The 17,866-nt window shown below is 60.2% G+C and carries 15 protein-coding genes; 3 read left to right on the forward strand and 12 right to left on the reverse strand.

The window, feature by feature from the left end:
• Positions 1-69: 69 nt before the first annotated feature.
• Together ACYVIA_RS00725 and ACYVIA_RS00730 are read left to right on the forward strand one after the other, a co-directional pair.
• Positions 70-1,572, forward strand: a complete 1,503-nt coding sequence (locus tag ACYVIA_RS00725; protein WP_460836923.1) for a TolC family outer membrane protein — start codon at positions 70-72, stop codon at positions 1,570-1,572.
• Positions 1,573-1,700: 128 nt separating this feature from the next.
• A complete protein-coding gene (locus ACYVIA_RS00730) occupies positions 1,701-2,579 on the forward strand; it encodes an efflux RND transporter periplasmic adaptor subunit (RefSeq protein ID WP_460836925.1) in 879 nt (292 codons plus the stop codon).
• A 322-nt stretch (positions 2,580-2,901) separates the two neighbouring features.
• Here the strand turns inward: ACYVIA_RS00730 and ACYVIA_RS00735 are convergent, their stop codons facing one another.
• The 10 genes from ACYVIA_RS00735 to ACYVIA_RS00780 all read right to left on the reverse strand — a co-directional run bounded on the left by ACYVIA_RS00735 (position 2,902) and on the right by ACYVIA_RS00780 (position 14,919).
• Positions 2,902-4,893, reverse strand: coding sequence for a preprotein translocase subunit SecA (locus ACYVIA_RS00735; protein ID WP_460836927.1), 1,992 nt, complete (start codon positions 4,891-4,893; stop codon positions 2,902-2,904).
• Entirely contained in the window at positions 4,886-7,033 is a 2,148-nt protein-coding gene (locus tag ACYVIA_RS00740; protein ID WP_460836929.1) for a PqqD family peptide modification chaperone, read from the reverse strand. Before ACYVIA_RS00740 ends, ACYVIA_RS00735 begins: the two co-directional genes overlap by 8 nt.
• Before the next feature lie 9 nt (positions 7,034-7,042).
• Positions 7,043-8,917: an efflux RND transporter periplasmic adaptor subunit gene (locus ACYVIA_RS00745; protein WP_460836932.1), complete on the reverse strand. Its 1,875-nt coding sequence runs from the start codon at positions 8,915-8,917 to the stop codon at positions 7,043-7,045.
• Between the two features lie 639 nt (positions 8,918-9,556).
• The gene (gene bfr, locus ACYVIA_RS00750) at positions 9,557-10,036 is read right to left on the reverse strand and encodes a bacterioferritin (RefSeq protein WP_460836934.1); all 480 of its coding nucleotides are present in this window, start codon (positions 10,034-10,036) and stop codon (positions 9,557-9,559) included.
• A 31-nt stretch (positions 10,037-10,067) separates the two neighbouring features.
• A complete protein-coding gene (gene bfr / locus ACYVIA_RS00755) occupies positions 10,068-10,553 on the reverse strand; it encodes a bacterioferritin (RefSeq protein WP_460836936.1) in 486 nt (161 codons plus the stop codon).
• A gap of 360 nt (positions 10,554-10,913) precedes the next feature.
• Complete coding sequence (locus tag ACYVIA_RS00760; protein WP_460836938.1) at positions 10,914-11,909, reverse strand: DUF3618 domain-containing protein; 996 nt, start codon at positions 11,907-11,909, stop codon at positions 10,914-10,916.
• Entirely contained in the window at positions 11,906-12,310 is a 405-nt protein-coding gene (locus ACYVIA_RS00765) for a phage holin family protein (RefSeq protein WP_460836939.1), read from the reverse strand. Before ACYVIA_RS00765 ends, ACYVIA_RS00760 begins: the two co-directional genes overlap by 4 nt.
• Positions 12,297-13,103, reverse strand: a complete 807-nt coding sequence (locus tag ACYVIA_RS00770) for a hypothetical protein (protein WP_460836941.1) — start codon at positions 13,101-13,103, stop codon at positions 12,297-12,299. Before ACYVIA_RS00770 ends, ACYVIA_RS00765 begins: the two co-directional genes overlap by 14 nt.
• Before the next feature lie 483 nt (positions 13,104-13,586).
• Entirely contained in the window at positions 13,587-13,916 is a 330-nt protein-coding gene (locus tag ACYVIA_RS00775; protein ID WP_460836942.1) for a hypothetical protein, read from the reverse strand.
• A gap of 409 nt (positions 13,917-14,325) precedes the next feature.
• The gene (locus ACYVIA_RS00780; protein WP_460836943.1) at positions 14,326-14,919 is read right to left on the reverse strand and encodes a hypothetical protein; all 594 of its coding nucleotides are present in this window, start codon (positions 14,917-14,919) and stop codon (positions 14,326-14,328) included.
• 72 nt (positions 14,920-14,991) lie between these two features.
• Here ACYVIA_RS00780 and ACYVIA_RS00785 point away from each other — a divergent pair, with 72 nt between their 5' ends.
• Positions 14,992-15,249: a hypothetical protein gene (locus tag ACYVIA_RS00785; protein ID WP_460836945.1), complete on the forward strand. Its 258-nt coding sequence runs from the start codon at positions 14,992-14,994 to the stop codon at positions 15,247-15,249.
• 94 nt (positions 15,250-15,343) lie between these two features.
• Here the strand turns inward: ACYVIA_RS00785 and ACYVIA_RS00790 are convergent, their stop codons facing one another.
• Both ACYVIA_RS00790 and ACYVIA_RS00795 read right to left on the reverse strand, forming a co-directional pair.
• On the reverse strand, positions 15,344-16,021 hold the full coding sequence (locus ACYVIA_RS00790) for a response regulator transcription factor (protein WP_460836947.1): 678 nt from the start codon (positions 16,019-16,021) through the stop codon (positions 15,344-15,346).
• The gene (locus ACYVIA_RS00795) at positions 16,015-17,730 is read right to left on the reverse strand and encodes an ATP-binding protein (protein ID WP_460836948.1); all 1,716 of its coding nucleotides are present in this window, start codon (positions 17,728-17,730) and stop codon (positions 16,015-16,017) included. Before ACYVIA_RS00795 ends, ACYVIA_RS00790 begins: the two co-directional genes overlap by 7 nt.
• Positions 17,731-17,866: the final 136 nt, after the last annotated feature.

Genomic DNA, 17,866 nt, shown 5'->3' on the forward strand with positions numbered 1-17,866 from the left:
AGTATGGTTTTCAAGTCTCAGGCCGGCGGCATGCGTGCGCCCGAAAAGAAGTCCGCTTCCAGGCGCGGAATGCATCAAAGGCTGGTGGCCGGCTTCCTTGCCATGGCGGCCACCATGGCCGTCGCCGGCAATCCCGAGGCTGGCGAGGGAACGGCGCCGCGACTGGCCACGACCATTCCCGCTGCCTACTTCCTGCATCTGGAACCGAGCATGTCGGAATCAGGCATGTCGGAACCGGCCGCGCCGAGTCTGTCCCTCCTGCAGGCCGTGCAGCGCGCGCGCGAGCACGAACCCGGCTACCTGTCGGCGAAGGCAAACGTTATTGCTTCCGAGGGCAAGCTACAGCAGGCCCTGGGCGGGCTGCTTCCGCAGGTTACGATGAGCCTGAACAGCAATGCCAATGACCGCAACTACGTCACACGCGATTCTCCCATTCCGCCTGCGAAGGACGGCTATAACAGCAATGGCGGTCAACTGAACATCACTGCGCCGCTCTGGCGCCGATCCAATCTCATCGCCTACCGGCAGGCCGATACCAGCGTGCTGCAGGCGCAGCTTCAACTGCAAGCGGCGGAAGTCGAGCTGCTGGTGAAACTGATGAGCGCGTGGTACGACGTCATGTCAGCCCGGGACGCCGTCTACGCCGCGAGCAGCCAGGTCGCCGCAGCAAACGCACTGATGATGGTTCAGCAGAAGGGCGCGGCGATCGGCGTGTTTTCCATGCCGGCCGCCGAGGAAGCGCAAGCCAAGTACGAACAGGCCATGGCGGAATCCCTGACTGCCGAGACGGAACTCCAGGTCAAGATCGCCGCGCTCGAACAGCTGGTTGGTCCGCTTGCCGGATTCCGGGCGCCATTCCTGTCCCCGAGCATGCAGCGAATCGACATGAAGATCGAATCCCTTGATCGCTGGCTCGCCGCCGCCGAGCAGGACAACCCCGCGATACTTGCGGCGGAAAAAGCACTGGAAGCCGCGTCCCAGGAAGTGGACAAGCAGCGCGCCGGTCATTGGCCCACGATCGATGTCGTCGCCAATTACGGCCGCAACGGCCAGTCCGCAGGCAACTTTCCAGGACAGAACGGTTACGACATCAAGCAGCATGCAGTCGGCCTCCAGCTCAACATCCCGATCTACTCCGGCGGAGCGCAGAACGGCAAGGTGAAAGAGGCGCTAGGCATGCAGGAAAAGGCCCGCCAGGACCTCGAAGCGACACGCCGCACCGTGCGCCTGAACGTGAAACAGGCATGGTTCGGATGGCGCGCGGCGGAAGCACGGCAAGCGGCCTCGCTGCAATCGCGTAAGGCGGCACTGGCCGGCGTGCGCGTTGCCGAGAAGGGAAGTGCCACCGGGGTCAAGACCGAGGCCGAGCTGCTGGATGCGAAGCGCCTGTCCGACGCCGCACTGCGCGACCTGAACAAGGCGCGTTACGACGCGATTGTCTCGATGGTGAAGCTGAAGGCTGCAGCCGGACTCATTGAGGATGAGGATTTCCAGCGCCTGAACATGCAGATGAGCCCGGAATACGGCGGGTACGGCAACGTGGTACTCAACCAGGAACAGACGGCAAGGTAATCGCAGCGTGGACGACGAGGAAAAGGTCGGCGACGTCTCAGAGACATATGCCCGCACATGCCGGCGATCAGAAAATTGAAGAGCACCGGACGAATAATGGAAAAACAGAAGAGCTTTTGCAGAATGCCATGAACACCAGAAATCAAACCTTCGCCGCGCTCTGCGGCATTGCCGCCGTTATCACTTGCAATACCGCAAGTGGCGCTGCGTTCGACTGCCTCGTCGAGCCCACGCAATCGATCGAAGTCAGTAGCCCCGTCACCGGCCTGCTGGACAAGGTGCATGTCCGGCGCGGCGACCGTGTCAGGAAGGGGCAAGTGCTGGCGACGCTGGAATCGCGCGCCGAGCAGGCAACGACGGAACTGGCACGCCTAAAGTCCGAAGCCACTGGCGCGACGACGACAGCGGAAAGCAAGATCGAGTTTTCCAAGCGCAAGCTCACACGCCGCAAGGAGATGACTGCCGAAAAGCTCATGTCAGTACAAGACCGCGACGACGCCGAAGCCGAATTCGAACTCGCCAAGGCCGAATTGCTGTTAGCAAAGGAAAACCGTCAGATTGCCCGCCTCGAATACCAGCAACAGAACGCCTTGCTTAACCTGCGCACCCTGCGCAGCCCCTTCGATGGCGTCGTGGTGAATCAGCTGCTTTATCCCGGCGAAGTGGTGGAGCCCAGCGGCGCGAAGAAGGCCATCCTGAAGCTGGCCCAGCTCGACCCCCTGCGGGTCCACGTCATTCTCCCCATGGCGGCATTCGGCAAGCTGACGCCCGGCATGCAGGTGGACGTGATGCCCGAGGCGCCCATCGGCGGCAAGTATGCCGCCAAGGTCAAGACCATCGACAAGCTGATCGACGCCGCGAGCGGCACCTTTGTCGCCTTCCTCGAAATGCAGAACCCGCAACTGGTGGTGCCGGCCGGCGTGAAGTGCAAGGCCGAGATCGGGTTGCGGGTGGATGTGCCGAGGAAGGAAGCGGGTGATAAGGGCGCGGCGGCGAAGAGGCTGTAACAGGCTGTTGGAAAACTACTGCGCGGTCCGATCTTGGCGCCTGCGATGCTCAGCGTACTACTCGTACGCTTGCGCTTCTCGACGCCAATCTCGACCCGCTCGCTACGTTTTTCAACAGCCTGGTAAGGCAAATTGAAGGAGGGGCCGGGATGGTTGTGAATTTTTGATTAGGGTCTGCGTCCAATCCATATAGGCCTGTTTGGACAAAGTCGCGAATAGATTACGAATCTGTAGCAGCTTATTTGAACCAGTGCTTTGAAGCGCTGCATGTCGACCAAGCTTGATGTAGAGGCATAAAGCACATCTGGCTATATGCGCCGCCTCACCGCTCCACCCCCGCAAACCCCATCATTTCCTGCATCTTCTTGTCCTGCTTCGTCGTTTCGAGGCGGATCTTGCGGTTGTGCCGTTCGGCGGTGTTCTGGACGGAGCTGACCAGCATGTTGAGCAGGCGGTCGGGAACCTTGCCGCCACGTGGCGTAACTCGTTTGCATACGGCGAGCATTAGCGGCGCAAAACGCTCGAACAGCTCGTCTTCCAGGCTCACCATGGCTTCGACAGTGCCGGCTTCGCCCTGGCGGGCGCAGCGGCCGAAGAGCTGGCGGTCGATGCGGGCGCTTTCGTGGAACTCGGTGAGGATGACGTGCAGGCCGCCGCTGGCCGAGACTTCCTTTGAAAGCTTGATGTCGGTTCCGCGTCCGGCCATGTTGGTGGCGACGGTAATCGCGCCCTGCCGGCCGCCTTGGGCGACTGCTTCGGCTTCGGCCTTGTCCTGGCGCGCATTGAGCACGGCGTGCGTGACGCTGCGTTCGGTGAGGAGGGCGCTCAAGCGTTCCGACGCTTCGACCGAACGCGTGCCGATCAGCACCGCGCGGCCGGCTTCGCTGAGTTCGACAGCACGCTTTACGACCGCATTCCAGCGTTCGTCGTGGGTGTGCCAGCAGGCGTCGGCAAGGCGCCGCCTGCGGCTGGGTTTATGCGTCGGGATGCGGACCACGTCGAGGTCGTAGACGCGGCGCAGTTCGGGAGCGATTTCCGCCGCCGTGCCGGTCATTCCGGCAAGCAGCAGGTAGCGCCGGAAGAAGCGCTGGTAGGTCATGCGCGACAGCGTCTTGCGCTGGCCGGTGATCTCGCAGCCTTCCTTGGCCTCGATCATCTGATGCAGTCCGCGTTCCCAGGAACGGTCAGGCATGACGCGGCCGGTAAATTCATCGACGATCTGCACCTTGTTCTCGACCACGATGTAGTGTTGGTCCGGCAGGAAGCAGTGGAGCGCGCTCAGTGCCTTCTGCAACAGTTCGCGCCGCCACACGGCGGATTTCCAGACACCCTCGAGGCCGGTGGCGAGCTCTTCCATGCCTTGCTCGGCCGCAGGCATCAGCCAGACCTGATTGTCCTTGGTGATGTCGTAGTGCTTTCCCCTGACCATGCGTCCGGCGAGCGTGATGGCGGTGTGGTAGAGCTCTTCGCCCATGTCGTCCGGCTGGGTTTCCGAGATGATCAGCGGCGTCCGGGCTTCGTCGATCAGCACGCTGTCGGCTTCGTCAACGATCGCCATGTGCAGCCCGCGCAGGAGGACGCCGGGCTGACGTCCCGTGCCGTGGAGCTGACGCAGCTTCATGTGTGAGCCCAGCATGTCGCCTGCCGCGATGCGGTCCTTGAGGTAGTCGAAGACAAGTTCCTTGTTCGATACATAGACGATGTCGCAGGCGTATTGTGCGCGACGGTCGGGGAGGGACATGTCGGCTTCGATGATGCCCACGCTCAGGCCCATGAACTGGTAGAGCGGCAGGTTTTGCCGCGCATCGCGGGTGGACAGGTAATCGTTGACGGTAATGACGTGCACGGCGGCACCAGCGGCGGCGGCTGTGCAGGCGGCGAGGGTCGCCACCAGGGTTTTGCCTTCGCCGGTTTCCATTTCGGAGATCTTGCCTTGCAGGAGCGTCCAGCCCCCGATCAGCTGCACATCATGGTGACGCATGCCGAGCGTGCGTGTGGACGCCTCGCGTACCGCAGCGAAGGCTTCCGCCACCAGCTCCGTACTGAAGCCTTTGCGTTGCATGCGTACGCAGACCGAGCGGAAATGGGCGGCGAGTTCCGCGTCGTCGCGCTGCTGCATTGCCGGCTCGTGCGCGCCAGCCTGGTCGAGCATGGCCTTCCAGCGCTTCTTGAGCGGCACGAGCCGGGGAAAGCGCGCGAAGATTGCGCGCAGCTGTTCCTCCAGTGCCGGCTCTTTCGTATCGGCACGTTCGATGTAGATGCCGTCATTGACCTCGGCCGGCCGGCCGGCGAGCAGGGCGGCGACGTTAGACATTGAAGCGGCTCAGGAAAAGCTGGCGCAGGCGCCGGTAGCCCTGGCCTAGGATGGGCTCCATGCCGTGGTAGAAGCGAACATGGACGCGTTGTCCGAATGCGCTCGGCTCGACTCCGGGAGGCAGGCGCAGGTCGAAGACAAACACGCGTTCAATCGTCTTCAGGCCGTTCCCGTCCTTCGGGTCGACAGGAATCGATCCACCACCATTTGCTCCGAGGGCGGCAGTCGGCAGCTCGTCGATGCCGCCAGGCATTTCCCGGATGATGCTGGCCTGATGGACCTGCGGGATGCTGTCGGCCAGCCGCAGTTCGGCCGATTTGAATCGTGTGCGCACCAAGTCGATGTCCTGCTGTTGCACGACGACGCGTGCAATGAAGTGGGTTCCCTCCAACGCATAGGCAAGCAGTTCGCCTTTCTTGAAATACTGGCCTGCCATGTCTTGCGGCTTGGTCGCGATCAATGTCCCGTCCATGCCGGCGCGGCCGATGAGTTTGCCGTAGCGTTCCTCGGTGCGCTGCAAGACGTATTCTTCATGCGCAAGCTTCTGTTTCGACATTTCTGCCTTGACCGGATCGCTGAACTGGTCGGCGCGGTAACGTGCAGCGGCTTCATCGACTTTGGCGCGGGCGACTTCCAGCTCTGCTGCGAGCAAGGGATCTTCCAGCATCAGGACCGGGGTGCCGGCCGTGATCCGGGTACCCGGATCGACCAGCCAGCGCTGGAAGCTGCCGTTGCCGCCGGCGCGCAGCAAAGCCTGGTCCGGCAGCCAGACGACGCCTTCCGCTTGGGTGTACATCGGCAGTGGCACGATGCCGACGAGGATAACGACTGCGGCGATCAAGCCGGTCGAAATCCGGATTGCCTGCTGGCGCCGGCGCTGCAATACCGGACTGTGCAGCACATGCTTGGCGGCTTTCCAGAGTGGCACCACAATCAGGCCGAAGACGCTCCAGATGGCCAGCAATACGCCAAAGATGAAAAACTCCTGTGCGACGAACAGGGCAATGGAAATCGTCACGAAAAACCTGTAGAGCCAGGACGTGATGGTGTAGCCGGCCAGCCATCGCTTTTCCGATTTCGACTCGTCCGGCTCTTCTGCTTCATGTACGCCGAAGAGATAGCGGTCGCACAGGTAAGTCAGGTAGCGCTGGCCGCGTTGCGCAAGGTTGGGCATTTCGATCAGGTCGGAAAGAATGTAGTAGCCGTCGTAGCGGAGCAGGGGATTGCCATTGACGACCACCGTGGAGATACCTGCAATCACCATCACGTTGAAGGCCAGGGCGCGCACGATGCCAGGCTCGACCAACACCCAGACAAACATCGCAATCGCGGACAGGAAAACCTCGACCAGCATGCCGGCGGCGCCAACCACAGCTCGCTGGTATTTCGAAGGCAGCGCGGCTGAAGAGGATGCGTCGACGTACGGCGCGGGTGCGAAGACCAGGAACATCAACCCCATTTCATGTACGCGTCCGCCATAAGCCTTGGCGGCAAACCCGTGTCCCAGCTCGTGCAGGGCTTTCACGAAGGGGAAGACCACCGCCATGATCATCAGATTGCCCGAGGAGAGGATCTGGTCCGAGATGTTGCCGGTCAGCTCATGCCAGTGCCGGGCCGCCAGCATCAAGGCGGGAATGACGACGGCCAGCCACAGCAAGCCGCCCTTGATGCCGAACAGCCAGGCGAGCCGAGCCACCCATCGATCGAGGAAGGCGTCTGGGTCGATCAGGGGAATCTTCAGGCTCATCGGATTCATCAGCCATTGTTTCCAGGTCTGGCTGCGGCGCTTCTTGTAGCGGCTGAACAGGGCGGCAGAGTCGGGCGTGACGTCGGATTGCAGCAGGTCCGCCGCATTCAGCTGCATCAGCAGGTCGACGACTTCTTCCTGTGTCGGGATGTCGCCTTCGGAATGGCGGCAAGCGTCATCCCACAGTTCCTGGACGGTCGCGGAGCCATCCATGCGCATGATCATGGCATGGGCGGAGGGAGACAGCCGGTGGTACTTGCCGCCGGCCTTGTCCTGTATGACGTACCACACGCGCCCGCGGTAGACGTGGCGCTGCAGGCGGGTATTCGGAAGAAGCCGCGGCTTGAGCTCGGCGACGCTATGCCAGGACTGGCTGAAGAGTGATCTGCCCATGATATGTCCTCAAGGCAACCAGGACCACAGGTTCAGGCGCAGCCAGTCGGTGAAGCTGTGAGTAAGAATCCACCACAGCCCGCGCGGCCCTGTTTCCACTTTTCCGATGCCTTCCATGCCGGGGCGCAGGCGTGCCGAAGCCTGCTGCAGGCGTGCCTCGACGCGGAAGAAGTTGCGGCCATCCTGCGCCGTTGCAACCGGGGTTACGCTGCTGACCTTGAACGGCATGGCATCTCCGGCGATGCCGGCGATCACCAGCTTGCCGGTCTGTCCCGCCTCAAGATGACGAATCTCCCTTTCATCCACCTGCAGGATCACGCGATAGCTGGCCAGCGGGGCAATCTCGAACAGCTTCTTTCCGTGCTCCAGCGGTGCGCCGATCTGCTGGCTGAGATCGCCGGACACCACGATGCCGTCAAAGGGCGCGGTGATCTTGGAACGCTTGATGCGTTCGTTGGCCAGCGCCAGCTGCGCTTCGGCCTGTTTTACCTGTGCGCTGATGACCTGGATGGAAGTGAGATCGCTATTGGCCATCGCTTCGCGCAGTTTGCCTTCGTGTTGATCGCGCTCATACGCCCATTTGGCCTGTTCGATCTTCAGGTCGCGGTCATCGAGCTCGCACAGGATCTGCCCGGCGCGCACGGTATCGCCGGCACGGACATGGGCGGCGGCAAGAAATCCTTCGAAGGGTGCAGCAGCGACGCGCTGGATCTCGCCTTCAATGACGGTCTTGGCCGAAACGCGGTAATCGATTTCAACAAGGGCCAGTACGGCGAAGCTGATTGTCAGGAGTGCGGCACTGCATTTCCACAACAGGTAGCGGGGGCCGAACAGGCGGGCGAAGAGTTTTTCGAGGTCTTCACGTATACGGGCAATGTAACCGGATTCCGCACGTTTCTTCTGGTCGATCACGGCGGGCAACAGGGAGACAAATGCATCCACCCATGCCTTGTCTTCCGTCGAAAAGGGCTCGGCGTTGCTTCGCTCGAGGGTGAGCACGCCGACGCAACTCACGCCCGCCATCAGCGGAACGGCAAGGATGTCGGTGGCCGCCGTTTCCTGCGCGAGTTCTTCAAGCGTGGAGATCGGGGAGGTCGCCGGTGCGGTGTTGTCCGTCGGGCGGGTGTAGCCAAGCGGCGCTCTCTTGTCGACCGCTTCGTCCATGACGGCCGCATAGCGTTTCACGAGGTTTGTATTCTTTTCAATCCATGCCGCATCGGACAGGGCGGTCACCTTGACTGCCTCGCGGTGCACGAGCCCGATGGCGGTACGCGAGCACTTGAGCTGGCGTGCGATGCTGTTGGCGACCTCGAACAGGGTCTGCTGGAGTTTCGTTGAACGCAGCGAGGTGGCCAAGGCTTCCATGACCGACGCGATGCGCGTGGCTTTGGCATCCGCCATCTGCAGTTCACGACGGTTGAAGATGTCGGCAAGCCATGCGATACCCCAGTGGATTTCGCGCAGGGCGTGGTTGATGCCGGTCTGTTCGGAAGAGGAGGTTTCCAGAGCGACTGCGCCGACAATTCGATCTCCGACCTGGATCGGGTAGCTGACCTGGACCGCTGCGGGCGCGGCATCCGCCACGCTTTGCACGATGCCGCGTCTTTCCACCAGCGCGCGTTCGGCGACTTTCCCGAGGCGGGAGAGGTCCAACGTTGGTTTGGGCCAGACCGCGATCGGGACGAAGGTGCGTTGTTCCTCGCCCGACTCCAGAAGCACGACGCCGGCGGAAACGCCTTCCAGCTTGTCGCAGAGGAGGCCCAGCCATGCCTGGCAAAACGCATCGGCGGTGCGGGCTGTCGTGAACTGGCGCCAGTAGGCTTCGCCGGTTCCATGGTCCTGATGTTGATCTTTTGCGGCGAAGGCGCTTGCGCTGGTTGTCACTTCATTTTCCTTCTGGTGCTTGTGCGACTTGGGGTGCCGCCGACCTGACGCTGGATCGGCGGCGGTGTGCTTGCAGCGTGGCTGCAGGCGGGTCTTGCCGTTTAGGCAAGGTATTACAGTACAGGGATGAATTTCTGTCAAGAAAACATCCGTGTATTGCGCTAATGCCGTTCAGTTAGGAGCTGAACGGCATTTAGCTAAGGCTTTGGCCGTCCCGCCAGCAACGGGCAATCTCGCGCGCCGTACCTGCTGTTCAAGTCTCAAGTGGTTGAACCTGACGCGACGTGACCGTCATTACCGACGCCGGCAAACCGACGATGGAAGCGGCAATGAGAAGGGAGCGAAGACCGAGTACGTCACGAGCACCGTCAACATCAGGTGAGTGCAATGGAATAATCCGGGATGGCTTACCAGACGACGAATGCTTGGATCGTGTATGTGCCCGAAGCTGGGCCGGAAGTAACGAAGAGAATGGCCGGAAAGCGGAGTGTCCGCCTCCCGGCGCGCAAGCGTTTCTAGGCTGTGTTTGACAAGTGTGGCGAGCGGTTCGGAGTGGTGTCGAGGAGCGCACGCGTACGACTGGTACGCCGAGCACCGCAGACATCAATCCGGGCCGCGCAGTAGCTTGTCAAACACGGCCTAGTCGCTTTCTGTCTTCATCTGCGCTTGCAGGTAGTTCTGCAGGCCAACGTCCTTGATCAGGCTCTGTTGGGTTTCCAGCCAGTCAATCGACTCTTCGCAGTGCTCCAGCAGGTCTTCCAGCATGTCGCGGCTGACGTAGTCCTGTGCGGTTTCGCAGCTGGCGATCGCCTGCATCAGCAGCTGGCGATGGCTCAGCTCGTAGCGCAGGTCGCAGTCGATGCATTCGGCCGCGTCTTCACCGATCAGTAGCTTGCCGAGGTCCTGCAAGTTCGGCAGGCCTTCCAGGAAAAGAATGCGCTCGATCAGTTCGTCCGCTTCTTTCATCACGCGGATGGACTGCTTGTATTCGTAGCGGTCAAGCTGGCTGAGGCCCCAGTTCTTGAACATGCGGGCATGAAGGAAATACTGATTGATCGCCGTGAGTTCGTTTCTCAACACCTTGTTGAGGAGAGTCAGGATTTGCGGATCGCCTTTCATTTTTCGTTTCCTCGAAGTCAGGTGTTGGGTGTCAAGTGGAAGAGGACGGATCCATCTGGCTTTGCTGATAATTCTGCAGGCCGACGAAACCGATCAGGCGAAGCTGTTTCTCCAGCCAGTCGGCGTGGTCCATCTCCGTGTCTTCCAGTTGGCTGACCAGCATGTCGCGCGTCACGTAGTCTTTCGCGACCTCGCAGGCGGCGATCGCTTTTTTCAGTTCGGCTACCACGCTGTATTCCACGTCGAGGTCAGCTTGCAGCATCTCTGGCACGGTATTGCCGACCTTTAATGCATGCCGCTTGCTGAGGTCAGGCCTGCCGTCGAGAAAGAGAATGCGCTGAATCAATGCGCGCGCATGCTGGCGCTCATGTTCGGATTCATGAAGGGTATGTTCAGCCAGCCGGGGAAAGCCGAAGTTGGCATACATTTCGCCGTGAATCAGATACTGATCGACGGCGGTCAACTCGCCGGCCAACAGGCCGTTCAGGATGTCGATGATCCCGCTATCGCCTTTCATGCTTGCTCCTTGGTTGATTTGCAAGGGAGCTAGCGTTGCATGTGGCCAGAGTATGGTCAAGTCTCCGCTTGCATTTTGTTAGCAATTCTCATTCATCAGGCTGACTTGCCTGAGCAACATCGCGGTCCGGCAAACATCGCTTTAACAGCTGGCAGCCTGTTCATGAAAAGAGGCCGCCATGCATAGCGCATGGCGGCCTCCGATTGTCGTGCTAGGCGGTGTTTGACAAGCTAGTGCGCGGCCCGGATTGATGTCTGCGGTGCGCGGCGTACCAGTCGTACGCGCGCGCTCCTCGACACCACTCCGAACCGCTCGCCACACTTGTCAAACACAGCCTAAAGCGTGTGTGCGTAAGAAGAGTCAGTGCGGACCGTAAGGACTCTTCTCCGCGCCACCAAGCGACGTGCTGCCAACCTGCTGCCCGCCTGGCTGCACGGAGGACGGCGGCGGTGCCGATGCGCTGTCGCTACCCGGTTGCATGGCGGCGCCATCAGGCTTGCCTTGCTGGCTCGTTTCCCGGGTGCGCTCCTCCATCGCGCGTTGCATCGTGTCCTTTGCGCTGGCGGCTTGTTCGCGCAAGGTTTCTTTTGCACGACCGACGAGCTGGTCCCGCTTGTCGCCCATCATTTCGTCTTCGCGGCGCGTGCCGGGCAGCATGGCGCCAAGGAGTGCGCCGACGGCGAGCCCGACTGCGCCGAGCACGAGCGGTTGCTCCTCGACCATGTGGCTCACGTTGTCGCGGGTGCGGTAATAGCTCTGCTGCGAACGTTCCCCGATCGCGCCGAGCCGTTCGCGTGCGCCATGCCCCATCTCGCGCGCACGCCCCGTCACTGCCGACGTGCGGTCACTGATGCGGTGGCCGAGTTCGCTCGTCTTGTCCTTGATGCCGCGACTCGTTTCGCTCGCCTTGTCCTTCAAGCCGCGTCCCGTCTCGCTCAGCTTTCCGGCTGCGCGCTTCATCGCGCCTTCCTGGTCCTGATGTCCCAGATCCACGCCCGCACCGGATTCCGCATAGCTGCCATAGTCGTCGTACTCGTCGTATCGCGCTGCAGCAGCGCGGCGCTGGCGTGCCTGCCCATCCGCATTGCGCCCCGATGCCATCAGCCAGGCGAGTCCCACGCCAATCAGTGCCACGGGAAGCGGATTGTCACGCACCGCATTGCCGAGGTTGGCGCCGAAGTCGGCAGGCAGGCTGGTGCGCGCGTAGGCGACCGCCTGGTCCATCATCTGGCCCGGCGTGAGCTTGCTCTGGATCGCATCGATCGTCGAGCTGACCTCGGCACGGGTGCGCTCGATATCGCTTTCGATTTCTTCCGGGCGGCGGTTGTCTTCGTAGTGGTTGCTGTCATTTCTCATCGCGTGGCCTCCCGCGCAACATTCTTGTTACGGCTGAGGGAATCCATCGTCCGGTGCGGCAGAAGCTTGTCTGCATGCAGCTTCGACGAGCCGCCCTTGAGCATCATGTAGCCGATGACGGCCACCACCAGCCCGACGATCAGCGGCGCGAGCCACGGCGCCATTTCCGGCGGCAGGACCATGGCCAGGCCATTGACGATCGCCTGCAGGATGAGGAAGAGTCCGGCGAGCAGCACCGCCGCACCTATCGCCACCGACGTCACGCCGGTCTGCGCGCTCGATACCTTCTCGGACATCTCTGCCCGTGCCAATGCAATTTCCTTGCGGATCAGGTCGACTGTCTCGCGGGTCAGTTCCGAGAACAGGGCACCCAGTGACTTGCTGGTCTTATCGGTTTCCATAATTGTTTCCTCCAGGTTTGGATTCGTTCAGGGAAGAAGGAGTGGCCTTGGTGTTGTCGCCTCCGCGTACCACGCTGGTGGAGTTGTTGCCGCCTTGTCCACCTTGCACCACCGTCGTGGAGCTGCTGCCGGTGCCAGCCTCTGGCAATGCGCTGCCGGCCAGGCCGAGCTCGCTCGCACTGTTGTCTTCGCCGGCCGACCACTCGTCTGCAACATACTCGCCGTAAAAGGCACCGTCCGGCGCATCGCGGTAACTGGCCAGCACGCGCTCGTCTTCATCCTCGTCCATCATGCTGCCCGCTGACCTTTGCTCATGCGGTGACTGGCGAGAACTCTTCAGGAAGCGCGAGAGCAGGAAACCAGCCGCCAGCGAGCCCGCAAACAAGGTCGCCGGCGAACGGCGGCCAAGGTCGGTGACATCGCGGATGATAGTATCCAGATCCTTCTGCCGCAGTTGCTGGGCAAACGATTCAAGCCGCTCTGCGGCGGAATCCACATACTGGCCTGCGCCTGACTGCTGATCCTCGTGGAGCTGGCTTGCCGCACGCCGGAATGCATGCGCCACCGAATCCACTTGCTCCGCAGCAGTGCCTTTCTGCTGCTCGAGGGCAGAACGGCTTTGCTCCTTCGCACGACCTGCCAGATCCTTGGCTGCCTGCTTCGTTTCGTCCAGTGTCTGCTTTGCTGCGCTGGTATCAGCGGAAGCGCTGCGTGGATCATTACCGCCCGTGTTGCCTGAAGCGGGCGGACTTCCTTTGCCGGACGGCGTCCGGCCTGTATCGATATCTGCCATTGAAATCCCTCCATCTATGCTGGGTCGCTGCGGAGGAGGCGATACGTCGGAATGCTATCGCCATCCCTGTCCTCATTAGACAGTGCAGCATGGGAAACACGGGTAGTTAGAAGTCTGCTATCAGCATTAGTTCGCTTCGGCATACCGATAAATCAGCTTGCAAAGGCAGTGACGTGCACAGGGACAGCTGCCTGCCGCACTGCACAACGCATTAGCAACCCTGTTTTCCCATCCCATGCGGCAAGCGTTTTCCCGCACACGCGCACTTGTTCTGCCACCGGCGCGCGCTGCGACCGGAACTTAACGATCGTTCACCGGCCCAACTTGTTGCCAATGTCAGCGTGCTCCCTGGACAGTGCGGGGAGCTGTGAAAGCAGCACGGTTGCACAGTTTGGTTTCATGGCGCAGAAGGTGCCGAAGCAGGATAAGAGTCCGTGCAGATGACTAGCGAACGTGCCTATCGAAAGTGTTCATTGAAAGTGTTCATTGAAGGTGTCCATTAAAGATGTCCATTGAAAGGAGCAAAAAATGAAAATACTCCTGTGGATTGTTGCGATCATTTTTATCATCGGCCTGTTGGTCGTATTCGGCGTCTTCAACCTGATCTTTTAAGGCGTAAAGACCGCCGGCGTTGGAGGTTGCAGTGGCATTGAACAAGGCAAAAAACACCGGCAGCGGCAGGCGGCAAGTGCCGTCAAGCGAGCCGCTGGCCGGGCTTGATGACGATCCGATCGAAGTAGGCGCAACAGAGGGCGCGCAGCTACCCGCGCGCACCGACAGCGCCGCGAAGGACGCAGCACCCAGGCGCGGCAAGCGCAGAAGGCCAGGACTGAATCCGAATCAGGGTGATCTTTTCAAGGAGTTCTGGCCTGATCCGGATGATTTGTAGCGGGGCGGGCAGGCCTTGCGCCCGCCGCTCCTAGATTGTGATTCCTGTGCCGTGATAGGCGGCGAGCCTGTTGGCTGCCGCATGCAGGTTGCAGCTGAATGAAGGTCGCTTGCACGCGCAGGATACTCGTCTATGGCTTGGGTATGCGGATCCGGCTTGAGCATGTACCGCACGACCTTGCATCACTTCGCCAATTGATGTGGAAGGCGCCTTAACAGGCTGTTGAAGACGTAGCGAGCGCGCTGAGACTGAGAGCATGTAGCGCACGTACGTGTAGTACGCCGAGCACCGCAGCCCTCGGGATCGGCCGCGCAGTAGTTTTTCAACAGCCTGCTAAAACTGGAACTTCGTAAACAGCAAGAGCACGTTCCCCTTTCCCTTGCGTGTCGACATGCGCGGAACATAGGTCGCCATCAGTTTGGCCTCTTTGATGCCGAGCGAAGCCACGGGCAATAACGCAGGAAAGGGCACGCCGTCGAACCAGTCCTCTCTTCGTATCAACATCGCGCTGATGCCCGCGCCAGCCTCGAACCTGCTGCCAAACAGAGGGTAGACCCATTGGTACGCGTAACCGACGGACCACTGCAGGTTCTCGCGGGAGTCGCGAATGACCAGTCCGTAGAGCGATTCGTCGTTCCCCTTCGCATTGCGAATGGTCTTGCCGAATCCGCCGCCCCACGCCTTCTCGTTCAGCTTGCGAATTCTCCGCTCCTCATACGTGCTGCGGCTGTGATGACTGTAACCGGACAGATATACATCCCACTCGCCATGTTCGGTAATGTCGTGAAGCGTTTCTTTGGTGTTGTCCCACCATGAAGAATCATCGGGTTGCTGCGAATGCGCTGGGCTGTAAAAAGCCCAGCAGAGAAAGGCGATGCAAAGAAGCTGCAATGCCCGCCATTCAGCATTTGTCTTGAAGGTCGGCATGTTGTTCTCCCTGTAACTGACAAAGAGAACTTTTTCCGATAAGCGACCTGCTGTTGTTAATCCGTAGCAAACATGATCGCCAACGATGGGCAGATCATCGTAAAAGGAAAACGAAAGTTGATACTCTTCAAGCAGATTTGCTCAGAGAAATGTGGTCGCACGCCAAGAGGTGTCAGCAAGAAGTCGCATGTCGTCGTCGATTCGATAACAGTTACGACGAGGCCGCTGACGCCGCAGCGATTGCAAAACAGAAAAAACGCCGAACACGCAGGATCGGGCCAGCTGATGACAGGCATGAAGCGGAAGGCGTCATGTCAGGCCGCACTCTGACTTCCTCTCCCGCTTGTGGGAGATGGGCAGGGGAGAGGAGTTAATTCAACGAACCACAGCCGGATCAATAACGCCCATTCCTCCAGCCTCCATGTCACTTCGACGCCGCTTCGCTCTGAAAATGCAGGAAAGCAAAACGGTACAGCTCCGCCCCGGTATTGATCGACAGCTTGCGCTTGAGATTCGTGCGATAGGTTTCGATTGTGTTGGGGGATAGTCCCAGTCGGGATGCCAGCTCGGACTTTTTGTAACCCATGCCCAAAAGCCGCAGGATCTCCAGTTCGCGGTCCGAGAGCGACGCCATCTTTTCCCACTCATTGGAGCGGTCCGTGTTGAACAGCCGCGCCATCAGCTGCTTTTGCATGGCGGCAGAAAGCCAGGTGCCGCCCTCCAGCACGGTACTGACCGCCTTTGCAATCTGATGGGCTGCATGGTTCTTCATGAGGTAACCATGCGCGCCCGCCCGGATGGCGCGCTCCGCATACAGCCGCTCTTCGTGCATGGACGCGATCAGGACGCGACTTGCAGGAGACGCCGCTTTTAGTTCGGCGATCAATGAAACATCCACCGCGCCAGCCAGACTCAGATCCAGCAGGATCACCTGCGGCGCATGCCTGGCCGCCATCGCCCGTGCATCGGCACTGTTCTCTGCCTCATAAAAGACATAGGCGGCATTGTCCATCTTCAATAGTGTCTGGAACCCCATACGGACAACAGGGTGGTCGTCGACCAGCAGCACGCTGGGCGTTGCAGATTGGGTAGGGTTCAGCATTCCTGTACTCTGATTGTGGTGCCGCGGTCGAGACACGAATCGACATGCAGCGTGTAATTGATGACCGACGCCCGGTGCCTCATGATTCGCAGGCCGGCGCCCGCAGTGCTGTTTCTCCACATGACGCCATGGCTATCGCGCTCAAAGCCGACACCATTGTCCGTAATGGAGAGCGTGACTTTTCCGTCCACCTCGTCGAGGCGAATCGTCACCTGCGTTGCCTTCGCATGCTTGAGCGCATTATTGGTCGCCTCCTGCGCAATGCGATACAGGTTCGCCGCAACGTTCGCGTCATCGATATCGACCGGGTCATCAAAATCGAAGGTGCATTGCGTTGCAGGGGTTGATGCTGCGGTGGCCAGCTGCTCCAGCGCGATCCGGAGTCCGTCTGGCTCTTGCGGTACCGGCACCAGCCCGTGTGTCAGCGCGCGCACGCTGGCGATGGTTTCCCTCGTGTTCTCTTCAAGGTTTGCCGCATGCGCGGACAGCTCGTGGGAAGTCGGCCTGAGTTTTTCAGACAGCGCCTTGAAGCTCAGGCTCAACCCGGTCAGGCGCTGCCCGATTTCATCATGCAACTCGTGCCCAATGCGCCGCCGCTCCTCTTCCACGCTGTTTGCCAGTTCACGCTCCAGCTGTTTGGCCCGCAGGATTTCCTTTTCCAGCTCCATGGTCTTCTTGTTGACGGCTGCCGCGAGCTCAAATTTGCGATGGACGAGAACCCGCACAATCGTCGCGATCAGTCCGAAGAAAAGAAGACCCGTTGCAAACACAAAAAACGGCAGTGTCGTAACCCGATTGCCAACAAGACTCGCCTGGTCTTTAATGAGCTCCACGCGCAGCAGCGCACCGCCAAAAGGCTGGATGAAGGAAGTCTTGTAGAGATCACCGGGCGTGCCTGTCAGGTGCTGTTGGCCGGCGTTGGTATAGATCTCGACCGGCGGGTTGTATGCGGTTCCATCGACCCGGCCGATATTCTCCACCCGATAGAACAGCCGGCCATCCGCAAACGCGGGCGCCGCCTCCTGAAAGAAATCCGCAATCCGGAAGGCCAGGCCAACGGTCCCTACCAGGCGGGGAATGTCCGTCCCGTTCAATGTAAATACACCCAGGCGCAGCGCCAGTGCAGGGCGTGTCGCGCCCGGTGCAAGCAGCGGCAAGCCGGAGCTGACAGGAATATTGCGACGGTACAGACTGCCGGATAACTGAAAACTGACATGCTTTCCCAGGCGATGTCCGTTGTTCATCAGGTCGTAACCAAGCCCAGGAGCGTCGTCGGGGAACGTACGTGTGATCACCATATGCTCATCACGGTCTGAAGCCAGTTTGAGCGATGCGCTCTCCACCGAACCTACACTTCCCGGAAACGCCCGCGCAAACTGTTCGCGCTGCGAACGGTCGAAGTACTCCGCGTAATTAAAGGAAGACAACGCCCGGAATCGGGCGCCGATATTCAGTGCTGCGGCATACGCAGCAAACTCCGCACGCGATACCGCGTGGTCCGCCCGATAGAGACCGGCCGCGCCAAACAGGAGGTCCTCGTACCGCTGGAACTGCATCGCCAGCGAGGACTGGAGCTCATAAGCCCGGAGCATGAAAGCACTGCGCGCTTCCGACTCGATTTTTTCGCTGATCTTCCAGCTGGCCCAGCCGCTCAATAGCCCGCCAATCCCAAAAATCAGCCATGGCAGGTGGCGCGTGATTCTTCTCACTGCAATATTTCCCAACAGCAATGTAACAAAGGATTACAGGATAACCGCCTTTTAAGCTTTCCTGCCATCACTTTTTGAGCGATTTGGATACTGAAGAAGGTGATTTCTTTGAACGGCTGGAATGAATAAAATTTGA

This window comes from Noviherbaspirillum agri (assembly GCF_054780595.1).

Coding starts and splice junctions, on each gene's coding strand:
- ACYVIA_RS00725 (WP_460836923.1), top strand. CDS start 70: ATGCATCAAAGGCTGGTGGCCGGCTTCCTTGCCATGGCGGCCACCATG.
- ACYVIA_RS00730 (WP_460836925.1), top strand. CDS start 1,701: ATGAACACCAGAAATCAAACCTTCGCCGCGCTCTGCGGCATTGCCGCC.
- ACYVIA_RS00735 (WP_460836927.1), bottom strand. CDS start 4,893: ATGTCTAACGTCGCCGCCCTGCTCGCCGGCCGGCCGGCCGAGGTCAAT.
- ACYVIA_RS00740 (WP_460836929.1), bottom strand. CDS start 7,033: ATGGGCAGATCACTCTTCAGCCAGTCCTGGCATAGCGTCGCCGAGCTC.
- bfr (WP_460836934.1), bottom strand. CDS start 10,036: ATGAAAGGCGATCCGCAAATCCTGACTCTCCTCAACAAGGTGTTGAGA.
- bfr (WP_460836936.1), bottom strand. CDS start 10,553: ATGAAAGGCGATAGCGGGATCATCGACATCCTGAACGGCCTGTTGGCC.
- ACYVIA_RS00760 (WP_460836938.1), bottom strand. CDS start 11,909: ATGAGAAATGACAGCAACCACTACGAAGACAACCGCCGCCCGGAAGAA.
- ACYVIA_RS00765 (WP_460836939.1), bottom strand. CDS start 12,310: ATGGAAACCGATAAGACCAGCAAGTCACTGGGTGCCCTGTTCTCGGAA.
- ACYVIA_RS00770 (WP_460836941.1), bottom strand. CDS start 13,103: ATGGCAGATATCGATACAGGCCGGACGCCGTCCGGCAAAGGAAGTCCG.
- ACYVIA_RS00780 (WP_460836943.1), bottom strand. CDS start 14,919: ATGCCGACCTTCAAGACAAATGCTGAATGGCGGGCATTGCAGCTTCTT.
- ACYVIA_RS00785 (WP_460836945.1), top strand. CDS start 14,992: ATGATCGCCAACGATGGGCAGATCATCGTAAAAGGAAAACGAAAGTTG.
- ACYVIA_RS00790 (WP_460836947.1), bottom strand. CDS start 16,021: ATGCTGAACCCTACCCAATCTGCAACGCCCAGCGTGCTGCTGGTCGAC.